General features: G+C 50.3%; 19 protein-coding genes. 2 read left to right on the top strand and 17 right to left on the bottom strand.

Going from position 1 to position 21,235, the window contains the following annotated elements; all coding sequences use genetic code 11:
• Positions 1-35: 35 nt before the first annotated feature.
• Together F4Y39_16005 and F4Y39_16010 are read left to right on the top strand one after the other, a co-directional pair.
• Positions 36-1,460 carry a DUF1501 domain-containing protein gene (locus F4Y39_16005; GenBank protein MYC15227.1) on the top strand — a complete coding sequence of 475 codons (1,425 nt, stop codon included), beginning with the start codon at positions 36-38 and terminating at the stop codon, positions 1,458-1,460.
• A gap of 82 nt (positions 1,461-1,542) precedes the next feature.
• Complete coding sequence (locus tag F4Y39_16010) at positions 1,543-3,687, top strand: RNB domain-containing ribonuclease (protein ID MYC15228.1); 2,145 nt, start codon at positions 1,543-1,545, stop codon at positions 3,685-3,687.
• On the opposite strand, the gene F4Y39_16015 is transcribed toward F4Y39_16010, so the two are convergent.
• The 17 genes from F4Y39_16015 to topA all read right to left on the bottom strand — a co-directional run bounded on the left by F4Y39_16015 (position 3,684) and on the right by topA (position 21,164).
• Positions 3,684-4,280: a UbiX family flavin prenyltransferase gene (locus F4Y39_16015; GenBank protein ID MYC15229.1), complete on the bottom strand. Its 597-nt coding sequence runs from the start codon at positions 4,278-4,280 to the stop codon at positions 3,684-3,686. The genes F4Y39_16010 and F4Y39_16015 overlap by 4 nt on opposite strands.
• 31 nt (positions 4,281-4,311) lie before the next feature.
• The gene (locus F4Y39_16020; protein ID MYC15230.1) at positions 4,312-5,166 is read right to left on the bottom strand and encodes a 4-hydroxybenzoate octaprenyltransferase; all 855 of its coding nucleotides are present in this window, start codon (positions 5,164-5,166) and stop codon (positions 4,312-4,314) included.
• Between the two features lie 7 nt (positions 5,167-5,173).
• Positions 5,174-6,031 (bottom strand): hypothetical protein, encoded by an 858-nt coding sequence (locus F4Y39_16025; protein MYC15231.1) that lies wholly within the window; start codon positions 6,029-6,031, stop codon positions 5,174-5,176.
• 122 nt (positions 6,032-6,153) lie between these two features.
• Positions 6,154-8,766, bottom strand: coding sequence for a beta-propeller fold lactonase family protein (locus F4Y39_16030; GenBank protein MYC15232.1), 2,613 nt, complete (start codon positions 8,764-8,766; stop codon positions 6,154-6,156).
• A complete protein-coding gene (locus F4Y39_16035; GenBank protein ID MYC15233.1) occupies positions 8,660-9,049 on the bottom strand; it encodes a hypothetical protein in 390 nt (129 codons plus the stop codon). Before F4Y39_16035 ends, F4Y39_16030 begins: the two co-directional genes overlap by 107 nt.
• Complete coding sequence (locus F4Y39_16040) at positions 9,049-10,788, bottom strand: hypothetical protein (GenBank protein MYC15234.1); 1,740 nt, start codon at positions 10,786-10,788, stop codon at positions 9,049-9,051. Before F4Y39_16040 ends, F4Y39_16035 begins: the two co-directional genes overlap by 1 nt.
• Positions 10,757-11,005, bottom strand: a complete 249-nt coding sequence (locus F4Y39_16045) for a hypothetical protein (GenBank protein MYC15235.1) — start codon at positions 11,003-11,005, stop codon at positions 10,757-10,759. The genes F4Y39_16040 and F4Y39_16045 overlap by 32 nt, the downstream gene beginning before the upstream one ends.
• A gap of 70 nt (positions 11,006-11,075) precedes the next feature.
• On the bottom strand, positions 11,076-11,963 hold the full coding sequence (locus F4Y39_16050; GenBank protein MYC15236.1) for a tyrosine recombinase XerC: 888 nt from the start codon (positions 11,961-11,963) through the stop codon (positions 11,076-11,078).
• A gap of 176 nt (positions 11,964-12,139) precedes the next feature.
• Positions 12,140-12,388 (bottom strand): HigA family addiction module antidote protein, encoded by a 249-nt coding sequence (locus F4Y39_16055; protein MYC15237.1) that lies wholly within the window; start codon positions 12,386-12,388, stop codon positions 12,140-12,142.
• A 42-nt stretch (positions 12,389-12,430) separates the two neighbouring features.
• Entirely contained in the window at positions 12,431-13,033 is a 603-nt protein-coding gene (locus tag F4Y39_16060; GenBank protein MYC15238.1) for a hypothetical protein, read from the bottom strand.
• 14 nt (positions 13,034-13,047) lie between these two features.
• Complete coding sequence (locus F4Y39_16065) at positions 13,048-13,428, bottom strand: DUF2513 domain-containing protein (protein ID MYC15239.1); 381 nt, start codon at positions 13,426-13,428, stop codon at positions 13,048-13,050.
• Positions 13,429-13,464: 36 nt separating this feature from the next.
• Positions 13,465-13,764, bottom strand: a complete 300-nt coding sequence (locus F4Y39_16070) for a type II toxin-antitoxin system Phd/YefM family antitoxin (protein ID MYC15240.1) — start codon at positions 13,762-13,764, stop codon at positions 13,465-13,467.
• 27 nt (positions 13,765-13,791) lie between these two features.
• A complete protein-coding gene (locus F4Y39_16075; GenBank protein ID MYC15241.1) occupies positions 13,792-14,448 on the bottom strand; it encodes a DUF2290 domain-containing protein in 657 nt (218 codons plus the stop codon).
• A 5-nt stretch (positions 14,449-14,453) separates the two neighbouring features.
• The gene (locus tag F4Y39_16080) at positions 14,454-16,595 is read right to left on the bottom strand and encodes a helicase (protein ID MYC15242.1); all 2,142 of its coding nucleotides are present in this window, start codon (positions 16,593-16,595) and stop codon (positions 14,454-14,456) included.
• 67 nt (positions 16,596-16,662) lie between these two features.
• Positions 16,663-17,370, bottom strand: coding sequence for a hypothetical protein (locus F4Y39_16085; protein ID MYC15243.1), 708 nt, complete (start codon positions 17,368-17,370; stop codon positions 16,663-16,665).
• Positions 17,371-17,402: 32 nt separating this feature from the next.
• Complete coding sequence (locus tag F4Y39_16090; GenBank protein MYC15244.1) at positions 17,403-18,587, bottom strand: transcriptional regulator; 1,185 nt, start codon at positions 18,585-18,587, stop codon at positions 17,403-17,405.
• Between the two features lie 132 nt (positions 18,588-18,719).
• Entirely contained in the window at positions 18,720-21,164 is a 2,445-nt protein-coding gene (gene topA, locus F4Y39_16095; GenBank protein MYC15245.1) for a type I DNA topoisomerase, read from the bottom strand.
• Positions 21,165-21,235 lie beyond the last annotated feature (71 nt).

A 21,235-nucleotide genomic window follows, 5' to 3' on the forward strand; every position in this document is an offset into this window, starting at 1 on the left:
GAGGCCTGCCTGTTAGCCTCCAGAAGGAGCTCGTTATGAACAGACGCGACTTTATGAAAAATGCGACCCGAGGTGGTGCCGGGTTTGCACTCGGCGGTTTTATGACGCGGGCTTATGGGCGCGCCGAAGCTGTTGGTCCACTGGCCGCATCAGCCCTCAGCGAGACCGACCGCGTGCTCGTCATCATTCGCCTCAATGGCGGTAACGACGGCCTCAACACCCTGGTCAATTTTGAAAACGATGCCTATTATCAGGCGCGTCCCAAAATCCACATCACAAAACAAGAAGCCCTCAGACTCACCCCAACACAGGGTCTGCATCCCCAACTCACCGGATTCAAAGAACTCTATGACGAAGGTCAAATGATGATCATGCAGGGGGTGGGCTATCCCAATCCCAACCGGTCGCACTTCCGCTCAACCGACATCTGGTTGACCGCATCGAATTCCAATGAATTTTTGAACAACGGTTGGCTGGGGCGCTATTTTGAATCCCAGACTCCGGGCTTCCCAGACACCCTGCCAGAACATCCTCTTGCCGTTGACATCGGTCCCGTGCTTTCCCTCGCCTTATTGGGCAAAAACGGTGCCATGGGCATTGCCCTGCGCAACCCCAGGCAATTTGTCAATCTCGTGGAACGGGGCAACAAAATTATCGAAGACGGTAAAATCCCCACACCGGCAGGATATGAACTCGACTTTATCCGCCGCATCAACTTTGAATCCCTGCAATATTCCTCACAAGTCAGAGATGCTGCAGATAAAGGCGCAAACAGGGTTGAATATCCCACCGGGAATTCGCTCGCCACCCAGCTCAGTCTGGTCGCGCGGTTGATCGCAGGCGGCTTGAAATCCAAAGTGTATCTGGTCTCACAGGGCGGATACGACACACACTCCAATCAGCTCAACCGCCACAACACCCTGATGAGATATCTCAACGAAGCAGTCACGTCTTTTGTTCAGGACCTGCGGCAACACCAGTTACAAGACCGCGTGCTCGGCATGAGCATTTCGGAATTTGGTCGTCGAACAAAAGAAAACGGCAGCGCAGGCACCGATCACGGCACATCAGCGCCCATGTTCTTCTTTGGCCCATCGGTTCAGGCGGGCATTGCAGGTCCGCAACCCAACTTTGGGCAGGTTGACAGGCGCGGTGACTTTTACTACGATCACGATTTCCGCCATGTCTATGCCTCGGTGCTCAACCAGTGGTTTGACGTATCACAAGATGTTGTCTCAAGCATATTTTCATCCAATACGTCTCACATCCCCATTCTCAGACCGCCACCCCTCGATCTCGCCAAAGTTGACTTTAATGCCGACGGCAAACTCGACTTTAACGACTTTCTCGAATTTACCCAGGCTTTCGGCACCAACGAAGCCAAATACGACTTAGACGGCGATGGCAACGTTGGATTTGGCGATTTCCTGAAATTTGTCAATGCCTACCGAAACCGTTAAGCACTCAGCATCGTCTGAAACATAAAAAGCCCCGGTCACACACCGGGGCTTTACTCATGGGCAATAGAGACGAGGCAAACCCATGCAAAAACCCAAACCCGAAATCACAATTTCCAATCGCTATCTCTACTTCTACGCCAGTCTGGTCAAACGCATCTACGGTCTGATCATCCGAAATGAACACAAAAACCAACCCAACGAGCGCTACACGGGCCGTCTGGATGAAGATGGAATACCGATTTCCCAGGATGCGTCCCATACAAAAGGTAGGTTACCCGGCATACCTGTCCAGGATGAAATTATCCTGTTTCGCTTTCGAAAACGCCTGCTCATAGGAACATGCCAGGCTGTTTTGCCCCGCAAAATTTCCGAAATCACAGTTTTATCAGAAGATGGTCGGCGCCTCCGCTTTCGCCACACCAACCTCGTTTATCTCACCGGCACCTCATCGTGCGATGTACCACTCAAAACTTATGCAACGGCCGTCCGCGCTTTGAGCCGGGAAATAGACCTTGAAGCCGTCTGGGAAATCGCCGTTGAATCTGCAACCCCGCTTCCGCTTTCAGAAATCGCCGACCTCTTCTACAACACAGAAATCGATGCGACACAATGGATTGCCCTCTATCTTCACCTGCACCATGCCTCTCCTTATTTTCAGCCTCAATCTTCCAACTCGTATTCGCCCTATACGGCTGGTCAAGTACATGTCCTCCACCAACGCGACAAACTTAGAAAAGATCGGGATGAAGAACGCGAAGAATTTATCCACGCCATGGCGAATCCCGACGAATCCATTGCAGAACACACGCTGACTCCACGCCAGCAAACCTATCTGGAACAGATTCGACAATACGCATTGTGGGGCAGCGAATCCCAACACGCAACTCACGCTCAGGCATTGATCTCCGAAATTTGCAAAATCAAAAAAAACCGCCAAAAATCCGCAGTCGAATTACTCATCAAAAAAAAGGTCTGGAAACGCGATCAAAACCTCGACTTGCTCCGCGCCGAAGTTCCAACTGCATTTTCAGACCTCGCCATCCGCCAGGCAGAAACACTCGCGCCCACTTGTGGCACCCGAAAAAAACAACCCGTCTTTGTAATACACCCGCCCGATCACCCAAACATTGCCCTCTCATACCGCCGCAGGCTCTTTGGAGGCGCAGAGTTTGGCGTACACATTCCAGATATCGGCGCACTCATCCCCAAAAATTCGCACATCGACCGCGACGCTGCCGAGCGCATGGCGCACATACCCTTTCCCGATCAACCCGTTCCCATGCTACCCACGCGCTTTTCACACGACCTGGGCCAATTTCAGAGCGACAAAGCGCATCCAGCACTCAGCATCTTCTGGCGCGTGAATCGCAATAACCGCATCAAAGATTTTTGCATCGCGCAAACGGCCGCAATCAACAAAGCGGACCTTTCACCTGAAAACATCGACCATGCACTGAACGACCCTGCTCACCCGCAGCATCGCGCCATACGGTTCTTCTCGCAATTATCCGCACGCCTCCTCAAAAAAAGGCAAACAGACATTCACGACCTCGAAGAACAATCACCTCCCAACCACGCGCGTCACATTGCCGATGAATTATCTCTGCTCGCTGGCATAGCCGTTGGTCGGTGGTGCGAAAATAAAGGGATCCCCGCAATTTACGAAACACGCGATCCCATTGAAAATACCGAGTCCATCGTACAAATCTCTCACCCTATCGTGCGCCACCACGAACTTCACCGCCAGACCCCGAACACCGGCCTCAGTACAACACCAGAAACACATCACGGCTATGGCATATCGCATTATTGTCCCATCACCCAACCCACCGCCCGATACACAGACCTGGTGATGCAACGCCAGATCAATCACTATCTTAAAACCGAGCAATCCCTCTACACGGTTGACGACCTCAACACCCTGCGCTACCGCATGTGGGAAACGCTGGCCCTCATCGACGACCTGGTTCACCGCCGTACCCGCGATTTGATATTACAAAAGTGGGAAAATCAAATTGGCCGGGAATTTCGCGCCGTAGTTCTCCACCTCAAAATGCGCGGCGTCCTCGTCGAACTCCTCGGCCACCCCTTCAAAACAGTCATCTATCCGGGTTATCCCGTAGAAGTCGGCGACGAAATTGACCTGCGCCTGACGGGTATTGATCGCTGGAAAGGCTGGGCACACTTCACGGAAAAAACCTACCAGCAATCAGCAGTAGGCTTTTAGCCCCCTTCCCATGCCGGATACAAATCGTGCTCAATGCCCAATAAACTCAAAATTCGGCCAACCACGAAATCCGCCAAATCATCAAACGTCTCCGGTTTTTGATAAAATGCTGGCATCGCCGGCACCACAACAGCACCCGCTTCGGCCACCGCCACCATATTGCGCAATTGAATCAAATTCATCGGCGTCTCCCGCGGCACAACGATGAGCGTCCGGCGCTCTTTCAACGCGACATCAGCGGCGCGCTCAATCAAATTACGCGATAACCCATGTGCTATACTCGCCAGTGTTTTCATCGAACACGGCACCACTACCATGCCATCTGATTGCGCCGAACCACTTGCCAGCGTTGCAGCGAGATTCTTAAGTGGATGCAGTGCCATATTATCCACCGAAACACCGTAAAGTTCCCGAATGAACCCGCCAAAATTTTGCTGTTTTCCCTCAAACCCCGCCTCGTCTCGCAGCAGCATCCAGCCAAATTCGGATATCACCACATCTACCGCAACCTCGCGCATCAGCAATGCGCGCAATGTGCGCAGCGCATATATGGCCCCACTTGCCCCGGTAATTGCAACCGTAATTCGTTTCATAGCAAACAGAATCCCAGATACAGCGGAATGATTACAACAACAAATCGACCAGCGTTCCCGCAAAATACACCACACTAACCACACCATTCATCGTCAAAGACGCCATGCCCGCTTTTGACAAATCCCGGTGTCTCACCAGATAATGCTCGTAAATCAGCAAACCGCCCACGCACGCCACGCCAACCACATAAAACATCCCCAGTTCAAACACCTGCCCCACGCACACCATCAAACCAAAAGCAATCACATGAAATATTCGCGCAATCCACAACGCGGGACCAATCCCAAATTTCTGCGGAATCGAATACACACCAAACCGTTGATCAAACTCGGCATCCTGACAGGCATAAATCACGTCAAACCCCGCGACCCACATCAACACCGCACCACCGAGCAGTAAAATCTTTGCATCCAATTGTCCCGTCACCGCAATCCACGCTCCCACTGGCGCAAGAGCCAACGCCAAACCGAGAAAAAGCTGCGTCGTCCACGTAAAACGCTTTGTATAAGAATAAAAAAACACAATGCCCAATGCCACGGGTGACAGCATCAAACACAGTGGATTTAACTTATAAGCCGCAAAAACGAGCAACGCAGAAAAAACGCACACAAACACCTTCACAGCACCCGCAGAAATAACCCCCCGCGGCAACTCGCGATTGGCCGTGCGCGGATTGGCCGCATCCATCTTCCGATCCACGAGCCGATTAAAACCCATGGCAGCACTTCTCGCACCCACCATCGCCACCACAATCCAGAACACCTGTTCGGACGAAATCCCGTATCCAGCCGCCGCCAATGCCGCGCCCGAAAGCGCGAATGGCAAGGCAAAAATACTGTGGCCGAATTTAATCATCCGACCATAAGTAACAATACCCTCAATCATTACCGTCTTACCTTTGCCGGATAAACTTTTGCAACCGGCCATCTGTCTGCACTTCCCCCACGTACAAATCGCCGTGTGAATCCAGCCAGATACCGTGTGGGCACTTCTTGAACTCACCCGGAATATCGCTTTCAACCCCGCGCCCCCACTCGGACAATTTCTCGCCATCAACCGTCCAGATACTCACCCGCTGATCCAACTCCGCGATATAAACAACCTCGTCATCAATATAAACCGTATCGGGCTGGTGCAAACCCGTCCACTCGCCCTGAAAATTGCCCTCAGTATCGAAAAATTGAATGCGATTATTGCTCCGATCTGCCACCCACAAACGGTCATCTTTATCGACCCGCACAGAATGCACCAGATCAAATTGCCCCGGACCAGTACCCGGTTCCCCCCAGGACTTGATCAACTCGCCATCGGGAGTAAACTTATGCATTCTCGCATTGCCATACCCATCGGACACGTACATAAACCCCTGAGAATCAAACGCCACATCGGTCGGCAACCGAAACGGCTCGCCCTCATCGCCTTCCCGATCCGGCGTCCCCACCGTCATCAACAACTCGCCATCACAACTAAACTTCCGCAAACAATGCGTGTTGCGCTCCACGCAATAGACGTGATCCTCCGCATCGATATAAATGCCATGCGCATCTTTTAACACATCTTCGCCCCACGAAGACAAAAAATTGCCCTCGCGATCAAAAACCACCATCGGGTGCTCGCTGCGACTGTACACATAAACGCGATCCTGCGAATCGACGGCCACCGCCGGTACCCATCCAAACGACCAGCCTTCGGGTAGTGACCACCAATTTTCCTGCACCTTATAGACATAATCACCTTGTCCGAATGTCATCCTATCCTCCTTGTAAAAAAGCTAAAAAAATCTCACGCCATTGCAATATACACCACAATTTAAGAGTACAAAGAAAAAAAGCTCTGGAAATCCAGAGCTTTTTTTCGGGAAATTATCGCATATCACGCTGTTCTTCCGAAAACACTGGTAAACAAAATAAAATCGCCGAAATTGACCTGACCATCCCCATTTAAATCAAAACGCGCATCGGGACTCTCAGCACTAAAAGCGGCGACAAACAGGAGAAAATCGCCAAAGTCGATCTTGCCACTGCCATCGAAATCCGCTTTACCGGCTATCTCCTTCAAAGGCAGAAACACAGCTGGCTGAGAACGCAACGCCATACCGCGCGGCATATTCTCAAAACTCAGCGTTCTCAAAATCTGAAACGACTCCGCATCAAAAATAACCAACTCATTCGAATTCTGGTTCGCCACATACACCTGCGACCCATCGCGCGACACAAACAAAGAGCGCGTCTCTTCACCTTCGGGCAAAACCTTTACAGTATTCACAATGCGATTTTGCGCCACATCGACGACGATTAATTGGGCATTCAAGCGGTCTGTCGCATACAACCGGGAACCATCTGGCGATAAAGCGAGGCGAAATATCCCACCATCCATACGAATCGTTGTCACCACAGACTCCGCATCGGTATCAATCACTGCAACACCACCACCGCCATCGTCACCAAAGTCCCCACCCGACACATACAACCGCTTCCCATCCGCAGATATAACCAGTGATCGGGGTTCCTCAATCACATCAATGCGACCAATAGTCGCCCTGCGTGCGGTATCGATAACCAATACCTGATTGCCATTGATATCTGTAACATAAAGCCGCTTCCCATCCGGGTGAATCGCCACGCCATAAGGACCGCGATCTCCGCCAATCGGCACCCGAATGCGAGAACGCACAGTCAAACTCGCCACATCTATAACCGAAATACTCCTGGACTCTGAATTGGTGACATAGAGCAACTGCCCATCCGCGCTCAAAGCGAGATCCAAAGGCGCAGTATCAACCTCAATATTCGCCGCCACCTGATGCGTAGCGGTCTCGATAACCGTGACCCGATTCTCAGATGTACCGACAGATCCCCCCGTATTGGCGACAAACAAATAGCGCTGATCCGGCGTCATCAAAACGCTCAAAGGCACCACGCCAGTGGGAATGTGCGCCACCTCTTCACCCGTACCCATATCGATAACAGCCACCACATCGGCATCTCGCAATGCAACAAAAAGTACAGGCGATCCAGACAATGATATCACATCGAATTGCAGCCTGGGCAAATCAGATGCTGGCGAAGGCGTCTCATTGCCATCGTCATCGCGCGCAATCACCCGATATTCAACCCTCGACCCCACACTTTGTCCGTCGAGTTCAGCGGCAAAAATATCATTACCCGTAGGGATCATTGGCAGCACCTGCTCGCCCCCACCATTGATCCGATAACGCAGCTCCACAGTCGCCACCCCTGTATTATCGGTCACCCTTGCCGAAAAGCGATAAGGACCATTGGGATCGGGCGTATTGGCTGGAAAAATAGTCTCCCGAATAAAGGGTGCGCCCGGCGCAGAAGGCCCAATCGCAAAATCGACATTTTCTATAACGCGGTCAATCTCAACGCGTATGATCTGGGCATTATCCTGCACAAACGCATTCTTGTAATACTCTCTGTCTAATCTTTCCTCATATAACGTCTGAAAAATACCGCCAAAATTATCAGCAGAAATTGCGCCATGGTGTTGCTCAATCGCAATGTGATAATCGCCCGGGGGCAACCCGAGAATTTCATAACGACCATCGCCATTGGGCCCCTTTTGCTCACCGGCCGTCCCCGACAGAACACTCGCGACAAACACATCTGTTCCCGCCTGATAAGCCACCACATGCACGCCAAATGCGGGCCCATCTGCACTCAAGACCTGCCCACGCACACCACCGGTTAGTCCTTCCACAGGGTATATCGCCGTTATCCCGGCGCGGTCATCGACTTCCAGAGAACGCTCCGCGCGCGGTGCCGAACCCGAAGTATAGGGAAACATTGTCGCGCGCAATTCGGGTTCACCCACCCAGGGGCTGTGATCCAGCCCCAACAAATGACCGATTTCATGCGTCATCACAGCTTGAAGATCTGTCATATTCTCAGGCGTAGTATTCTCCTCAATCGAAAACTGATGATCCCGCCCATTAAAAATAATATCCGTATCCGTAATAAGACCGTCGTCGTTATTGATAACCCGTGCAACTGCAATGACCCCCGTACCCTCGGGTGCGCCTATAATCTCTCCCGTCGCATCGTAAATGATCACATTGCGATTGTCATTACCCGACGCTTCAAGCTGTGCTGTCCCTTCATATTCAAACGTAATAAATGCCGATGGCACCGCACCCCAGTCGTTAAACCCCTGCTGTGCGATCCGCACCACCTCAGTCTCGGGAAAGGGAAAACTCCCGGCATTGACCACAAAGGGAATACCAGCCCCGGCCCGAGAAGGCGACCAGCGAAGCGTCACAATACGCCCACGCGAATTTTGTTCTGTTAAAATCACATACCCTTCCGCACCAACCCACAGAGCGAGCAGAAGGCCGACAACACATATTTTTTTCACAATATCAATCCTCATGTTTAAGTACCGGTTCCGATCCCGTCGCATCCACCATCCACACCTCAGCGTTGCCATCTCGATCAAAATCCGCTTCTGCATACGCCTTGAAACCATCCTCCGAAACAATCACCCGATAGCGAAACCGTCCGGGCGCATTATTGAGTTGTAAAACACCACCGTTATTTTTTTCATCAACAGGCAAATAAGTGCCATATTCGGCGAGATATGCGTGTTGTAGAGCCGCAATGCGTTGCAACATAATGCGAGCGCGTTCTCGTTCTGCGTCTTCGGGCGTGCGATATGTAAACTGATAAAACAACACCACGCACAGCATCACCAACAGCCCAATCACAATACCCACTTGATGCAACTGATCTCGAGATTTCGAAAAGAACATCACGGACTCTCCTCACTGGTCGGCAACATCCACCAGATTTTGGATTCCAACTTCTCGACCTCCGTCTCCCATCGCGCCCGTACCTCCACCGTATCAGCCCGCGCGATCAAAGGCTCTGCAGGCAAAAACGGATGAACCTGGCCAGACATCCACTGACCATTGCGATCGCGATCTAAAAATCCAGAAATACGATACGTCCCCGGAAGCAAATTCGTCAAACTAAACGTCGTATCCCGCAAAACCTGTTCCCGGAAAAAATCATGCGTCAACCCCTCCACCCATACCACAACATTAGAAGAAGACGTCGTCCCGGAAACGCGCCCCAGAGCCGCGGTGTCCATCACAGAAAAAACAAACGAAATCGGTTCAGAAAGAACATTGCCCCCAATATCCAATAGCCTCTCGCGATTTCCAATAAGTCGAAACGTCTCGCCACTCGTCCAAAGACTATCCGGTAAAAACACGAGATGATTGGACGCAACCCATTCAAAATGCCCCTGCGGAACAACCGTCGAATCCGACGCTATCCAGAAGTCGGACACACCATCTACACGCATCGCATCGGAAAATAACATGCGAATCACAGCCGTTGGCAAAACATTCTCGGCATTCTCCGATGGCGCGCGTGCCAGCACCTCTGGCGCGCGTCGATCGCGCGTACCATCGCCTCGCACCATTACATCTGTGGTATCGCGATTCCCCCACCGATCTACGACATCAACCCGAGCAGTGTATTCCACGCCCTGCGTTTGCAGTTCAGTAATCAACCCCACCCCGCTCGAGTCAACGGGATCTTGATATATCTCCAACACCGATAGCCCAGATATTTCAACGCCCAAAACGCGCACAGGTTCATCAAAACGCATCAAAACATGCTGTTGATCGGGAGTGCGGGCAGCAACGAGCGCGGGTGCTGACGTATCGCGCACCGCGAGTTTGAGATCACCCAGGCGAACGCGCCCCTCATCGAAAAGCGCCACATCGCCTGGCGGAAGTGCCAACAAATCGCCAGATGAATACGCGCGATCATTATTCTGATCGTCAAAAGCAAATATCCGATAATTCCCAGAACCCAAACGCGGCAATACAAAATGGCCCGTTTCATCGGGCTGCGTCACATAAGTGGGGCGATCGCTTCCCGGATCGGGTGCCGTCACCACAGACAGATCATAAGCCCAAACAAAAACCTGTCCCCTCTCCTCTTTAGACTTCAACACCCGTCCATTGAGTTCCCCGCGATTTAAGCGATCCCCCGTCGCAAATCCAAAACTATAAGAAGCCCGCATGCGGTTGCGCCACTCATCCGCGCTCTCCTGCCCCACCGTAACCAGATATGTTCGGTCGGCTTGCAATCCATCGGGCAATCGAACTTCCAGCACATCCCCACGCCACTTGAAATCGAATTCCTCAGCCCCCTGTGGCGAAATAAATAATGCCCGCTCGACCGACCTGCGATCCATCGCCTCAGAAAAGCGAATGCGAATCGGCGTATCCAACCCGACTCGCACAGAATCATCTGCGGGCACTGTATCGATCACCCTCGGCGGCGTTTTATCGAGCGGTCCTCCCGGCGGAGGCATCTGCCGCGCACAGGCAAAGAAAATTAAAAAGAAAAAAAGGTAAAACGTGAGATGCAACCACAGATAAACACCGATAAACACCGATAAAAAGTAAGATATAAGACGCGAGACGCGAGCACAGGCATGTCTAATTGGATTTGGCTGCGTCATAGTTGTCATAAATACTCATTTCCGGGCTTTCCCAGTCTTCGGCAAAAGTCGCCAGGCGTTCACGCAAATCTGCTGCCTGTGCTTTGTCAATACCTCGTTTTTGTAAATCAATAGAATGTGTTGGCAGAAACGTTACAATAACGGGTGTATCTTCACACACATCGCGGGGTGTTTCCGAGAGTTCAATTTTACCACCGCGATACATTCCTTCAATTGTTGTGAGCATGGGGATCACTCCTTCTGTAATCTATTGTCTGTCCTGTGTTCATTCCTAATTCCCAATTACCAGTATTTCTTCACGCCCGTGGATGCGCTTGTCTATAGGCTTTCTTTAATCTCTCAACACTCACATGCGTATAAACCTGCGTAGTAGAAAGACTCGCATGGCCGAGCAATTCTCTCACCGCATTGAGATCTGCACCCGCATCCAGAAGATGGGTTGCATAGGCGTGGCGCAATGCATGAGGAGACAAAGCCCGTCCAGTCGCTTTGCTGAGATACCGGGCAACGCGACCTTGAATACCACTCGGACTCAGCGGACGCCCAGACCGCGCCAAAAACAAATGCCGTTGATCAACCGTCTGCTCAGAAATCAGTTCCCCTCGCCGCATCAGATAAGCCACCAGCGCGACCCGAGCCGGTTCACCGAAAGGAACCAATCGCTCTTTATTCCCCTTGCCCACAACCCGCACCAGTTTATCTGCCAGATCCACAGCCTCAATTTTAAGCCCCGCAAGCTCGCGCAATCGAATCCCCGAGCTGTAAAACAACTCCAATATCGCCCGATCGCGTAATCCCAACACCGTATTGGGCGACGGCAGAGACATCGTGCGGGCAACCTCGTCAACATCCAGATAAACGGGCAATATCTTATCCTGCCTGGGCGGGCGCACATCGAGTGCTGGATTCCGATCCAAATCGCCCACATTGCACAAATAACTCAAAAACGTTCGCACCGCCGCCAGCTTTCGAGCAACAGACCGCCGACCAAATCCCCTACTATGCAAAAATCCCAAAAAATCCCGCACTGCGTTCCGATCAATCTGTTCCACGCGATCCACCTGACGCCCCTGCAAAAAAGCGGCGAATTGATCCAGATCCGTGTTATATGCCGCACACGTATGATCGGACAATCGCCTCTGTCGCGATAGATGAGTAAGAAATTGGGTAATGGCTGTTTTCATGGCAATGTGAATTAAAAAGTTAAAAGCTCTCCACCCTTCTTAGACACCCTTGCTTAAAACAGGCAGGGGCATGGATGAGTGCCAACAGTCATTACTGACATTGTTCTGTTGCCGTCATCGCGGCACGATGTTGAGCCGCGATCCAGAAGGTTTTGAGTCGCTGACTGCTTGTTTTGCTAACTACTGATCGCTAACCGCTGCACATCAAACTGCATCTGAAGATTCACCCAGAATAAAGGATCAACACCGAACCAGTGCCCGAATCGCAAAGCAATATCGCTATCTACAGAACACCTGCCCTCAATAATCTGACCAATGCGATCTGGCAGCACATCAATCTGGCGTGCAAACGTCAATGGGGACACCTCTAATTCCGCCAACTCGTCTCGCAGAATCTCTCCGGGATGAACAACGCGCTTCAACATAGCTCAGAATCTTTGTTGCGGCACACATTACGAATTTCTGTCTTAAAGGTCATTTTGGACATTATACGAAGCGTCACGCTCTTTATCCTTTTTCAATTGTTCTTTTTGTTTCGCGTATGCTTTGTCTTCGTATAAAATATAGACAAAGCCACTATAATGACACACCAGGCGCAAATTGGTTGATTTGTCGTGAATTATCCAATCTGAATAAATAATATCAGGATTTACGTCATAAATTCCAAGTCTTTGGAACCGCATCTGGTCTTTGTAAACATCTAACTCCGTCCTTGATTTGTGGGGACGACCATATTTTTTCACTAAAGCCTGATAAAAAAACTGATATAGGTCTTTACCACCACGCATTTCATAAGATAAAGATACAAGCAAATTATTGTGAAAATCGTACTGCAAACCAGTTTCAACACCTTCTTTCAATTCTCCCTTAAAGGAAAGGTAGTCGCCTTTTCCCCCGCGAGCTTCCCACTTCTCCACCTTCTTGACTTCATCAGGGGTCATTCCCCAATAAGTATTTCTCACTGTGTGTTTCTTCTCTACCTCTGCAAACACTCCTTGAGACGACAAAAAAAATACAACGAAAACCGCCCCTAAAGAAACAGACGTTACATGCCTTGTTTTGACAGCCACTTGACCCCCTTAACCTAATAACCGATATGTCCTTTAGCTGTTTCGATAGCAATTGTTTTTATTATTTCAAAGGTGGCACTGCCTATCGTGCTACTTGTTTTTTTTACTTTCTCCCACACACCCTGATCTCTGACAGCATCCAAAAAATCATGCCCCTCCCAAAGCAACTTGATAGGTCGCTCCTGAACCCATTTTCCTCCGGCAACACGTCGTGTGGAGAATTCAATAAGGTCGCTCTGTGCCATTATTTCGCAATGACCATACAATTTATCATCATCGCTGAACCCTTTTTTTTTGAAGTAAAATCGCAAGTCAGTATAGTTACACCCAACACCATCGTCTAATTCCTCTATCCCAAGAAGAATGTCCCTGACAAAATCCATATCACGCTTCATCTATACTCCCTTCGAGTAACCTATCTCAAAATCGTCTCAGCAAGATGCCATAACATCATAATATGTCGATTTTCGCACAGCCTGGATTTCGCGGTTTACCTCTTCTAAATCCATCTTATCAAGACCATTTTCAACCGATTGCTTTTGAAGCTCATCGACGGCTTGGGTTGCACGCACACGACGGAAAGCCGCCAGCGTTTCTTCCCAATCGGCATCGGAAACAGATGACAAAATGGCGATAGGTTTTCCCTGAGCCGTAAGCACCATTTCCCGCTCATCAGCCAATTGCTCCCAAATCTCGGATGATCGCAGATCTCTTATTTCAATGAAGCGCATTTGAAATTTCCTCTTGCCTCTCACTTCTCAGGACGGAATGACTACGTGAACCACACCCTGTTCAGAGGGAAGTATTGACTTGGCAAATGAGTCGCCGCGATTGGGAAGCCTTTCAGCCCATTCAGGATGATAGAAGTTACGGAGAATGAAGTCAATAAACCAGAATGGAGTCACAGGTGCCGTCACGGGGATTCGACAGTTTTTATATTGGCCAAGCGTCAGGTGAGACAGGGGATGTGCTAACGTCTCGCGGCTGTTTCGCGCATTATAGTCGAAACGCACAGGGAAGGGAACGATGTGCCTAGCGACCATATCGGCATAGATCGTATCTTCAAGGTATATGTCCGGGTTGTTCTGAAATTCTTCAAGGTGTGGTGCAGGAAAAAATGCAAGTCGATGGCGTTGAAGGCTTTCGCCAGCAAATTCGTACATCATCTGGATCAAGGCACCATCAAGCATTTTTACATTGTACGCACGCGCTTGCACGAGATGTTGATAACTCTCGCCATAAGCGCGGTTTCTCAATGCGATGGACACATGCTCAGAACCTTCAAATGTAACCTGTATACGGTTGTTCCTCATTGATCTTTGGAACGCGAAGGCTTGATCATCCGCAAGGCCGACCTCTACCAGATATCCTACAAGTTTATTGATTTGTTCTCTGATTTGGTGAGGAACCGGCATGGTGGTTATCCCAAAAGCTGTCTAAGCTCGGTTAGCATGCTCTCATCTAGATCCTCTCTGCGAACTCTGCCAGCTTTAAGGTCTTCAACCAAATCAAAAACGCTCTTGTCGCGGCTCTCCAGCCGTTTACGCTCTCTCGTTGTCATGTCTCGATGAACGATTCTCAACTGCTCACGCTGGTCTCTGGTCGGATAGATAAATTGCAACTCGAAGTTTTGTTCCTTAAGCTTCTCGTACTCTTTTATCAGTCCTTCCATCCGGCTACCGATCCCGAGCACACGAACCCACGCTTTACTTCTCGTGATGGCTGTAAAAAGCTGATTGCGGACACTCGCCAGATTCCATGCCGCCGCTTGACAATCTTGAGCATTGATAATATAGACCATTCCAGCCTCATTACCTTTGGCGCGATGTACGCCAGTGAATGTCACGGAATCTATATGCGGATGAAAAAAAATGTCAGGACCGGTATCGACTCCGGCAAGATGGCAACGAATTCCCATCTCCAGCAAGCGAGCGCGTATTGGACCGACTTTGTCGCGAGTTGTGATAGGATTGGGATTTATGACCATTAGGTCGCTGTGTCGCAGTTCATCTTTCTCCAGATTTTCCTTAATCGCCGTTGTCAGATAGTCGGCTTGTTCCCTCTCAGAATTAAAATGAATGAACTGCACCAAATCACCAATGGGCGAATGATCTTCCAGAAATTTCGGACTCTCATCCTGAGACCTGTAGAGCCTTGCAGAGACACCTTCTTTCAATACTCCACTTCTTAACCGATAGCCAATCTCCTCCCATAGCTGTGGATGATCAAACATCTGTACTAGGCCCATTTTACTTGGATGTTGTGGCTCTCGATATATTCCAAAACCGAGCGCGTGGGCTGTTAAGAGAACAGGTCGCGAATTGCGGTAGCATTTTTTTAAAATTAGATCGCGCCTACTTGCATCATCAAATCGTACTTTAGGAGAACCGTCGGCGCTCTCCCCGAAAATCTCCTCCGGTGAGGGTAGAGATTCTTCCGAAAGGTTTTGCAACTCGTCATAGGCGTAAACTAACCTTTTAGGGTCTTTCAGTAATCTATAGCACAGCTTGAGGAAAGCTGGCGGAAAATCCTGTGCCTCATCTACGAGAATCGCATCGTAAATTTGCTCGACATCCTTGGCTTGAATAAGTGCATGTTCGCAAACTCCGGAAAACTCTTTTCCACGCGTAAAACGTCTTCTCGCTGCTCCAAAGTCGAAATATTCCACATTATGCACACGACAAAATTCGTAGTAAATACCGTCCCGATCAACGCCTCCCGGAGCTCCCCACCCGTTCAAAATACGCATGTTTTCCCAGTCTGGCTCTTTTCTCGTCTGTTCAAGAGAAAAATTGTAGATTAGGCGGCGGAACTGCCCTTTGAGCGAGCGCGTGTTAAAAGTAATGGCGATACGCCAATCGGGATGCAGTGCATGAAGGTACGCCGCCTTCAATGCAAGGACGATGGTTTTTCCGGAGCCTGCCAAACCGCGAATGCGTTGTACTCCTTCAACTGTTTCAATAACTGCCCTGCTTTGCATATGGTCCAGCGTGGCGATTGAATCTTCCAGACGCTTCAGTTTAGCACCCCGGGAATTTTCTCTGTTAATCGTCCGGCTCGTTCTACTTTGGCGAATCGTGGAAATACTCTCCATTGCGGACAATGCTCTTTTATATACTTCCTCATTTCTCTCTCCCCAAGTGAACGCTTCCAATTTTTGCATGAGCGACTTGGTATTTACAAGTGGGTAACCAGGTTCAACATATGCCCCTAGATTATCTTCCCAAGGCACAAATGAGATTGGATGAATCGGTATGAGAAGTTCTCTACGTCTCATCAGTTCGCTATGAGTCCTGAGCCGAGCATCAAGCTTGTTGGCCGAGTCATCCTGCCGCATTCCGTAATTGCCTATATCAGTTCCTTCAATCAGATCGAAGACGACAATTCCCTTGTCGGCAGATATTAGGAGAGCATCTATCGGGTGTGTCCCTTCGGGCGTGTTGATAATCGGATATCCAATAAACAACTGCCCGAACAAACCGGTCTGAGAAGAGAAAATTTCAACCAACTTTTCGCTGGACACAGGTTTATCGTTACTGCCTCTAATAATGGAAAAACTCATGAATCAACCTCCACCCAATTCAAACTCCAAAAATTGGAATTTTATACTGGCCTTCAATCTCCAGCCTCTATATTGCCTTCTCACAAACGGCGTCCAGCGGACACTGTGTACAGTTCGGCCCATCTGAATAGCACCATTTCCGTCCAATATTCCACGCGGGCCAGTCGAGTGCGCCAGGAAATTCAGGGTGCAACTCTCGCGCCGCGTTCACGGCTGCTACATCCGACACAGTTTCCGTTAGACCCGCGCGTTTGAAAACGCGCATCAGATGCACATCGGACTTCACGTCTATCTCATGCTTCTGCTCAGAGAACATACCCAAATTGTCGCGCAGTATCCGAACGATCATCGACGCAATGTGTTTTCCTACACCGTATATGCATTGTAGTTTCCTTACGGTTTCCTGAGATGAGGAATTTCGCCAAATGGCGGATGCGTCTCCGCCATGCGCCATCACCAACATAGCGGCGTCTTTCAGCGTCTTGACTCCTCGCTCATAACCCCACCGTGGCTTTATAGAGAGGCTTTCGAGCAAGCGTTGCAATTCTTGCTCCTCCATTGCAGCCAGTTTCGCAGCGTCCAGCAAGCCTTCTCTTTTGATGCATAAGGGAATCTTCCAAGCCTGTTGATGGCACATTCCATTATTAAACGCTGCTCCAATCAGGAAGGCAAAAGGGTCAGAGAGGACTTCCTGTGGCACTCGCGCTGCGTCTGGCTGATAGTATTGTTTGCCATGCTCTATTAGTTTGGCGACTATTGCTGTTTTATTTTTCATTTTTGTGACTTCTCTTTTTTACCACTACAAACCTATGCTCCTGCCCCTTTACGAAACGTCACACGCACGAATTTCCCACCCTCATCTTGCACGATTTCTGGCTCAGTACCGTTAAATTCCCGCATCTCTCTCCGCATCACGGGCCATCCGCGTCCTCGTTGTTCCATCAAGCGTGCGACGAGCATGGCATTTGCCATCAACTCATTGCGGGACCGGGGATTGCCGCCCGAGCGAACATTCTCGACACTCATGTGATTTGGAAAAGTCCCTGGACTGGTCACATCAATACGGTCGCGGAATACTTCGAGCAACACCTTCGACCCTGTAATCGCGTACTCCCGGTGAACAACGGCATTGACGATTGCCTCGCGCAGTGCCTTCTCGGGAATTAGTGGCGTCTCCACCCGATCAAGACCGTGGTAGCTCTCCTTCCATCCCAAACCGCGAACCCATCCGACTGACCGACGTATTTGCTCTTCAAGACGCCCCTTCCCCTCGCCGGTAAGAATAACATCCGACGCCCGATCCTCGCCCAGATAGGCTACACACTCGACGAAAAAATTCGTTGTCTGCGGATGTGCCTGCGGCTCTTTGCCAAACGCCATCAGCCCGTAAAGCGTTGGACACAGGGCATTGTCGAACTCAGCCAAAATGCGTCTATTGCACAGATCGTCAGCAATTGCAGGCTGCGGTTCCTCCTCTGTATCGAGCCCTTGCGCACGCAGGAAAGCCCGAAACGCATCGAGATCAATATCCTCTATTCTCGCGGACGGAATGACCTGTTCTTCCGTTAAAATAAAACCGAAAATATTGTACAACTCCTGGAGTTCAGTTGCCGATGGTTCCACACTGCTGCGTCCACGCCGAATCCAGACGCGTCCTCGATAGTTAAGCGGCTCAAACCCCCGCTGGCGAGGCACCTCAATCCAATGCACCCATCCGTTCGGATCATTGTAGCGCCCACAACGCGCAGAAACCGGCGCACTACATCCCGAATGTAGAAAACTCGTCAGCCGTTCCTGTACCTCATCTGGATCCTCTCTCACCCCGACAATCGTCCCCAAATCATCAACACCCAGGATAATCAACCCACCTTCCGCATTGGCAAAGGCGCAAATTGCCCGGCCGATTCCCGAGAACTCTCTCAGGTCGTGTTTAAATTCCGTCCTGCCATCCTCGCCCGCTTTGATGCGCCGCGCAATGTCATCCCATTCCATAGACCACCCCGCTTCACACAGTCTTTTAAAACCTTCTGGATTGCGGCTCAACATCATGCCGCAATGACGGGTGCTATCACTGAACTGGTCTGGACTGCGACCAGTTGTACACCGCTTCCCTCTTCACATTTCTCACTTTCTACTTCTTCTGCTCGATCTTCTCCTATTCGTCGCTGGGTTTTCAGCGATAATCTTCTCGCAAGCAGCCTTTGTCAAAGACGACGCCTCTACGCCCTTTGGAATGCGGTAATTATTTCCATTGTGTTTAATATAAGGACCATACCGCCCGGCAAGAACCTGAATCCCGTCAAAATCGTGAATCACATTCTGCGACTGCCTGCCGCCTGCTCCGCCCTCCATGAATTTTTCGAGCGTCTCGCGGTCTAATGTCGCCGCATCCATCCCTCTGGGAATCCTGTAATTCTTACCATCTTTGCGAATATAGGGACCATACCGCCCATTGAGCACCTGGAAATCGCCAAAATCCTGAATCACATTTTTGGCTTTGCGATCTTCCTCAGCAGCCGCGATCTCCAACGCGCGAGCAAGCGTCACCTCAAACAAGTCCTCTCCCTCTGGCAGGGAGAAAAAGTTGCGACCTATTCGCACATAGGGACCGTATCGACCAGTATTGACCTGCACTTCATCACCCGCATCATTTTGCCCGAGTTTGCGGGGCAATTCAAAACACTTGAGAGCATCGGCCAATTCAATATCAAAAATACTCTGATTGGGAGGCAAAGATGCAAACAAAGGCTTGTCCTCTTCACCTGCCCTACCAATCTGGACATAAGGACCAAACTTCCCAAAACTCACACTCACCTCGCGTCCCGTATTGGGGTCTTTGCCCAACTTGCGCCCAATTTTATCAACCGACTTTTTGTCCTCCACCCGCTTATTAAACGGCGGATAAAACGCCTCCAACATCGCCTTCCATGAATTTTTGCCCTGAGCAATCTCGTCAAAATCGTCTTCGAGATGCGACGTAAAACGCAAATCGACAATATCGGGAAAATGCGCCATCAAAAAATCGTTCACCACCTCGCCGATATCTGTGGGTTTGAGCTTCTTATCTCGCGTGCGTTCCACATACTCCCGGCTTTGAATCGTCGAAATCGTCGGCGAATAAGTCGAGGGACGCCCAATACCCTCGCCCTCGAGCTTCTTCACCAGCGAAGCCTCGGTATAACGCGCGGGCGGCTTGGTAAACAACTGCTCCAAATGCAACTTCTCCAAATTGAGCACCTGTCCCTTAGCAACCCTGGGCAAAATCACATCTTTATCGCTGATATTGGCCTCCGGATCATCTGATCCCTCGGCATAAACCCTCAAAAATCCAGGGAATAAAACGCGCTGCCCCTTTGCCTCAAAAATCAATTCACCAGCCTCACCTGCCCGAATGCGAATCGTCGTATATGCAATGCGCGCATCGGCCATCTGCGTCGCCAACGTGCGCTTCCAGATCAAATCGTAAAGCCGAAATTGTCGGGGATCGAGATGTGCTCTAACGCGATTGGGTTTAATCGACAAATCCGCCGGACGAATCGCCTCGTGCGCTTCTTGCGCCCCCCTGGTCCTATTGGCAAACCGCCGGGGTTTTTCCACAGTATAATCCCGACCAAATTCCCGCTCGATCACCTCCCGCGCCTGATTCACCGCCTGCTCGGCCAAACTCACCGAATCGGTACGCATATACGTAATCAAACCACCGGTATATCCGGGAATTTCAAAATTGCCCTCGTAAAGCTGTTGTGCAACCCGCATCGTCTGCGCCACGGAAAAACTTAGTTTGCGAGACGCCTCTTGTTGCAGCGTCGATGTCGTAAACGGAGGCACGGGCCGCCGCACGCCCTCGCGCTCGATCACCTCTGCCACGACAAATTGTCCCTTCAGCGCGCTCGCTTCAATAGCTCTGGCCTCGGCTTCATTTTTCACAGACGCTTTTTTGCCATTCTGCCGCGTCAATTCAGCCTGAAATTTGGGATCCTTAAAATCGGATTTAATCCTCCAATATTCCTCTGGCTTAAACGCCCGAATCTCCCGCTCCCGATCAACAATAATCCGCACCGCCACACTCTGCACGCGTCCGGCTGACAATCCGCCCTTTACCTTTCGCCACAACAAAGGCGACAACTCATATCCCACAGCGCGATCCAAAATGCGACGCGCCTGTTGTGCATCGACCAAATTTTGATCCAGTTCGCGCGGATTTTCAAGCGCGTGCAAAATCGCAGACCGGGTAATCTCGTGGAACACAATCCGCTTAATAGACTGATTCTTGAGCTTGAGCGCGGAAATCAGATGCCACGAAATAGATTCCCCTTCGCGGTCTTCATCCGTCGCCAGATATACAGTCGTATCTTTTTCAATATCCTTTTTCAGCGCCTGAATCACGCTGCGCTTGTCTTGCGACACGACGTATTTGGGATCAAAACTATCCACATCAAAGCCCAATTCACGTGCGGGAAGATCGCGCACATGCCCCATAGAAGCGGCGACTTTGTAGTCCTTGCCCACAAATCGAGAAATTGTGCGTGCCTTAGCAGGTGATTCGACAATAATCAAATTTTTTGCCATCAAAACATCCTTTATCATTCAGGGTAGGGGCGACGCTCCTGTATTCGCCCATTACAATCCAGAAAAAAATA

It is taken from the genome of Gemmatimonadota bacterium, assembly GCA_009838845.1.
Lineage (GTDB): Bacteria > Latescibacterota > UBA2968 > UBA2968 > UBA2968 > VXRD01.

Excerpts from the sequence above, each read along its gene's own strand:
- F4Y39_16020 (MYC15230.1), bottom strand. The coding sequence starts at position 5,166 with ATGATTGAGGGTATTGTTACTTATGGTCGGATGATTAAATTCGGCCAC.
- F4Y39_16055 (MYC15237.1), bottom strand. The coding sequence starts at position 12,388 with ATGTTGAAGCGCGTTGTTCATCCCGGAGAGATTCTGCGAGACGAGTTG.
- F4Y39_16090 (MYC15244.1), bottom strand. The coding sequence starts at position 18,587 with ATGGAATGGGATGACATTGCGCGGCGCATCAAAGCGGGCGAGGATGGC.
- F4Y39_16040 (MYC15234.1), bottom strand. The coding sequence starts at position 10,788 with ATGACAACTATGACGCAGCCAAATCCAATTAGACATGCCTGTGCTCGC.
- F4Y39_16030 (MYC15232.1), bottom strand. The coding sequence starts at position 8,766 with ATGGTTTCAAGGCGTATGCAGAAGCGGATTTTGATCGAGATGGCAACG.
- F4Y39_16015 (MYC15229.1), bottom strand. The coding sequence starts at position 4,280 with ATGAAACGAATTACGGTTGCAATTACCGGGGCAAGTGGGGCCATATAT.
- F4Y39_16045 (MYC15235.1), bottom strand. The coding sequence starts at position 11,005 with ATGCTCACAACAATTGAAGGAATGTATCGCGGTGGTAAAATTGAACTC.
- F4Y39_16075 (MYC15241.1), bottom strand. The coding sequence starts at position 14,448 with ATGCCGGTTCCTCACCAAATCAGAGAACAAATCAATAAACTTGTAGGA.
- F4Y39_16005 (MYC15227.1), top strand. The coding sequence starts at position 36 with ATGAACAGACGCGACTTTATGAAAAATGCGACCCGAGGTGGTGCCGGG.
- F4Y39_16035 (MYC15233.1), bottom strand. The coding sequence starts at position 9,049 with ATGTTCTTTTCGAAATCTCGAGATCAGTTGCATCAAGTGGGTATTGTG.
- F4Y39_16050 (MYC15236.1), bottom strand. The coding sequence starts at position 11,963 with ATGAAAACAGCCATTACCCAATTTCTTACTCATCTATCGCGACAGAGG.
- F4Y39_16070 (MYC15240.1), bottom strand. The coding sequence starts at position 13,764 with ATGCGCTTCATTGAAATAAGAGATCTGCGATCATCCGAGATTTGGGAG.
- F4Y39_16080 (MYC15242.1), bottom strand. The coding sequence starts at position 16,595 with ATGAGTTTTTCCATTATTAGAGGCAGTAACGATAAACCTGTGTCCAGC.
- F4Y39_16065 (MYC15239.1), bottom strand. The coding sequence starts at position 13,428 with ATGAAGCGTGATATGGATTTTGTCAGGGACATTCTTCTTGGGATAGAG.
- F4Y39_16010 (MYC15228.1), top strand. The coding sequence starts at position 1,543 with ATGCAAAAACCCAAACCCGAAATCACAATTTCCAATCGCTATCTCTAC.
- topA (MYC15245.1), bottom strand. The coding sequence starts at position 21,164 with ATGGCAAAAAATTTGATTATTGTCGAATCACCTGCTAAGGCACGCACA.
- F4Y39_16025 (MYC15231.1), bottom strand. The coding sequence starts at position 6,031 with ATGACATTCGGACAAGGTGATTATGTCTATAAGGTGCAGGAAAATTGG.
- F4Y39_16085 (MYC15243.1), bottom strand. The coding sequence starts at position 17,370 with ATGAAAAATAAAACAGCAATAGTCGCCAAACTAATAGAGCATGGCAAA.